Here is a 4311-nt window from a genome sequence, read left to right on the forward strand (position 1 = left end):
AAATTTCTTTTTCTAAAGGCAAGTGGTAATTTTTATAATTACTATCTATAAAACCTTCTAATCTTGGCAACATGTTTTCACGTGCGGCTTCATTGGCAGCAACATATTGCTCTAAAGCACTACCTAATCTGTAAGGTAAAACGGCAAATTTAGAACCACGAACAATACCACTTAAATAGTTGTCGTGTTGTGCTTTGTCATTCGTTAATTTGTAGTAGGCGTTGATGTCAGAAATGACATTGCCATATTGTGCTTTGTTTTTCTTTTTGTTCGCCCATTTGTCAAATTTCTTCTCCACATCGGTTTTTGTGGCTACCGTTTTGTGAGCGGTTAAAGCCTCAATCATCCCGCCACGGTTTTTCCAATAGTTGGCAATACTTGCATAAGAAGACGCGTACATCAAGTTGATGGCTTCATCATTATCCATATATTTTTTCATTACATCCATGCTCAGTTTTGAACCTTCAACCCAAGCAGGATAAGCAAACTTTACGTTTTGTTCCACACCTTGTGCAGGCATCCAACGGTTGGTTCGACCAGGATAACCTAAAATCATGGCAAAATCATTTTCCTTAACCCCATCAATACTTACAGGAAGGTGGTATTTTGATTTTAAAGGCACGTTAGCAGTTGAGTATTCCGCTGGATTTCCTTCAGCATCGGCATAAACTCTAAATAAAGAGAAATCGCCCGTATGTCTTGGCCACTCCCAATTATCAGTATCGCCACCGTATTTTCCAACACTTTCTGGAGGAGTTCCTACCAAACGAACGTCTGTGAAATCTTCATAAACGAAATAGTAAAACTCATTGCCTTGGTAGAATGAACGCACAGAAACAGTATATTTTCCGCCTTCGTTGTTTTCTTTTTCAATTTTAGCAATCTCTTTATTGATCGCAGCTTCACGTTCTTTTTCAGTCATTTTATCATTGACTTGTGATAAGATACGTTTTGAAACATCATCCATTCTTACAAAGAATCGGACATATAAGCTTTCTGGCTTTAATTCGGACTCTAAAGATTTTGCCCAATAGCCATCTTTTAAGTGATTTCTTTCAGCAGTCGATAATTCTGCAATGGCATTGTATCCACAGTGATGGTTGGTCAGTACCAAGCCATTTTCAGAAACGATGCTGGCCGTACACCCACCATTAAATTGCACGATGGCATCTTTTAAACTTCTGTTGTTGACGCTGTAAATTTCTTCAGCCGTCAATTGAAGTCCCATTTTTTGCATGTCTCTTTGGTTCAAACGCTCAATATGCATCAAAAACCACATGCCTTCATCAGCTTTTATGGCCGTCGAAAAAGTCAGCATAAAAACGGTAAAAGAGAGCAATAATTTCTTCATGTTTTTTTATTATTTGTGAGCGCCAAAATTATTGAATTTTTCCCGTGTTTAAAGGGTTTTTAACTGTTAAATGCATGTTATTTTTTGAGGTTTTAGAGGGTTTTTTCAGTTGTCAATCTGTTAATTGTTAGAGATTAAGATTAGTTTCTACATTCTGTAGCCATCAAATAGGGCAGACTCGTAGTAATTTTAACCCTCATCTTAGCGATGAGAAACATCAAAAAACTATACCTATGGATCGAAATTCCACCCTCAAAGGTCGTGGAGCACAAATCAACGTAGCCAATCGTTTCTTCGAATTAACCCACGAAATCCGTGATGATTTTCTAGAATATTGCGCTCTGGAAGGAGAAGACGCCGACAAAAATAAAACGCTCTATCTTGACGTATTCCCAAAGACCATTGTCAATAAAGTGCAAAGTCCGGATGTGGGCATGGGCTATTCCATGAACATGTACCAAGGTTGCGAACATGGTTGTGTTTACTGCTATGCCCGCAACAGCCATGAGTTTTGGGGCTACAGTGCCGGCTTGGATTTTGAACGTCGGATTTTGGTAAAAAAAGACGCGCCATTTTTATTAGAAAAGTTTATCCAACGTAAAAGTTGGGAAGCGCATCCGATAATCATGTCTGGAAACACCGATTGCTACCAACCGGCCGAAAAGCAATTTGAAATCACCCGAAAATGCTTGGAAGTGTTTTTAAAATACAAACATCCAGTCGGGATCATCACAAAAAACGCCTTAATTCTTCGCGATCTGGACTTGTTGAAAGCTTTGGCGAAGGACAATCTTATTGGTGTGAATATTTCCATTACTTCCCTTTCAGAAGAGACCCGCAGGGTTTTGGAACCGCGAACCGCTACCATTAAAAAACGCTTGGAGACCGTGAAGATTTTATCAGAAAACGGAATTCCTGTCAATGTGATGATGGCACCGATTATCCCATCCATAAATAGTCATGAAGTGTTGCCTTTAGCGAAAAAAGTTTCTGAAATGGGCGCTTTGAGTATGGGTCACACTATTGTCAGATTAAACGGAGCCATCGGCGAAATTTTTACCGATTGGATCAAAAAAACCATGCCCGATCGTGCGGATAAAGTATTGCACCAAATTGCAAGTTGCCATGGCGGGAATTTAAATGATTCGCGTTTTGGCACGAGAATGCGTGGGGAAGGCGAGATTGCCAAACAAATAAATGCTATGGTTAAAATGGCAAAACGTAACTATTTCAAAGATAAACAGATGCCAAAGCTCAACACCACACTTCATGAACAGTTTAAGGATGGTCAGCTAAAGTTATTTTAATGTTTATTTGTTACCATCCCATTCTGCATAAAATTGCTCGAGGAATTGCTCCATAAATTCATGCCTATCCGCAGCGATTCGTTGCCCTGTTTTGGTATTCATTTTATCTTTTAGCAACAGCAATTTTTCGTAAAAATGGTTAATCGTTGGCGCATTGGAGGCTTTGTATTCTTCCTTAGTCATTTTCAGATTTGGCTTGATATCAGGATCATATATAGTTCTGTCTTTAAACCCGCCGTAGTTAAAGGTTCTGGCAATGCCGATAGCACCAATGGCATCCAAACGATCAGCATCCTGGATGACATCAAGCTCAGGAGATTTGAAATGTTGAGGTTTGTTTCCGCCGCCAAACGAGATGTTTTCAATGATATTGATGACATGTTCGATGACCTCATGGTTCACATGAATGCCGAGTAAAAATTCTCGTGCAACTCTTGGCCCAACAGTTTCATCGCCATTATGAAATTTACTATCTGCTATATCATGAAGTAAAGCCCCGAGTTGGACGATGAACACATCAACATCTTCACTTTTGGCGATAAGCATGGCGTTGTTAAGTACTCTTTGGATGTGAAACCAATCGTGTCCGCCTTCGGCATTAACGAGTTGCTCTTTGACGAAAGTGATGGTTTTTGAGATTTGTTGTTCTTGAATCTTCATATGGGATGGAACGCAGATGACGCTGATTTCTTATGATTTAAACTGATAGGTGGTTAAGGAAAGAGGATATTTTATATTTATGAATTTTTTATTAGACTATAGTCATTTTTTTAGAACAGATAAATCAGTGCATATCTGCTACATCAGCGTCATAATTGTTCTATCATCTTAATCTAAAGGTTTGTTCGAAAAGACTTTCCTTTTTATCTGAGGTTTTTTTCCAAAATTAAGTAATATCCCAACTTCTATTTCTGTTGCTTTTAGATAGTTAATTAGTTGGAATTCATGTTCTTCACACAACGATTCAGTTGCCTTGATTTCAATAATTACGGCTTCAGAAACGATTAGGTCGGCAAAATAATCCCCAACTTGTTGTTGCTTGTAATAAACACTGATGCGTTTTTGTTTTTCTACAAAAAGACCTAAGTTTCTTAGTTCTAAAAACATGGCATTTTCATACACTTTTTCTAAAAAGCCATAGCCTAATTGATTATAAACGTTGTAGAAACACTTAATGATAAGTTCGGTGGTTTCTGAATGTTTATAATTTTCCAAAATGCAATGGTTTTATCTATAAAGAAAAGATAAAAGTTATTGATTTCCTAAATATAGAATGCGGATGACGCTGATTTTTTATGATTTAAAAGGAGGACTATTAATAGTGAAGTTATGATCAGTGCAAATCTGCTCCATCTGTGTCATCAGCGTTCTCTCGAAAAATGGAACGCTGATGACGCTGATGTCATATAATTTAAAAAGAAGAACTATTAAAGCTGTAAAAAATTTTCATCTACAAACTATAAGTTATGATGATTTTGAGAATTAAAGATCAGTGAAAATCTGCTCCATCTGCGTCATCAGCGTTCTATCGTTCTATTTTAAAGATGCCGGTTGCACCCATTTAAACTGATAAGAGTTCTCAGGAATTCTCATACGATCGGCCAAACGTTTCATGCGGTCTGGAAGTTTCATGAGATAGTCTCTTGCTTTTTC

4 protein-coding genes and 1 pseudogene are annotated in these 4311 nt (G+C 37.8%); 1 reads left to right on the top strand and 4 read right to left on the bottom strand.

Annotated elements, in window-relative coordinates:
* Positions 1–1351: S46 family peptidase (locus tag ABIQ28_RS13870; RefSeq protein ID WP_348038318.1), on the bottom strand; the 1351-nt coding region annotated here is incomplete at its 3' end.
* A 233-nt stretch (positions 1352–1584) separates the two neighbouring features.
* On the opposite strand from ABIQ28_RS13870, the gene ABIQ28_RS13875 reads away from it, so the two are divergent.
* A complete protein-coding gene (locus tag ABIQ28_RS13875; protein WP_348038320.1) occupies positions 1585–2658 on the top strand; it encodes a PA0069 family radical SAM protein in 1074 nt (357 codons plus the stop codon).
* A 3-nt stretch (positions 2659–2661) separates the two neighbouring features.
* Here the strand turns inward: ABIQ28_RS13875 and ABIQ28_RS13880 are convergent, their stop codons facing one another.
* From ABIQ28_RS13880 to ABIQ28_RS13890, 3 genes and pseudogenes are all read right to left on the bottom strand, one after another.
* The gene (locus tag ABIQ28_RS13880; protein ID WP_348038322.1) at positions 2662–3318 is read right to left on the bottom strand and encodes an HD domain-containing protein; all 657 of its coding nucleotides are present in this window, start codon (positions 3316–3318) and stop codon (positions 2662–2664) included.
* A gap of 168 nt (positions 3319–3486) precedes the next feature.
* Positions 3487–3873 carry a GxxExxY protein gene (locus tag ABIQ28_RS13885; protein ID WP_348038324.1) on the bottom strand — a complete coding sequence of 129 codons (387 nt, stop codon included), beginning with the start codon at positions 3871–3873 and terminating at the stop codon, positions 3487–3489.
* A gap of 318 nt (positions 3874–4191) precedes the next feature.
* A pseudogene (locus ABIQ28_RS13890) lies at positions 4192–4311 on the bottom strand (acyl-ACP desaturase); the annotation flags it as partial.

Origin of the sequence: Gelidibacter sp. (genome assembly GCF_039916245.1) — a bacterium.
In the GTDB taxonomy this organism is placed as follows: Bacteria; Bacteroidota; Bacteroidia; order Flavobacteriales; family Flavobacteriaceae; genus Gelidibacter.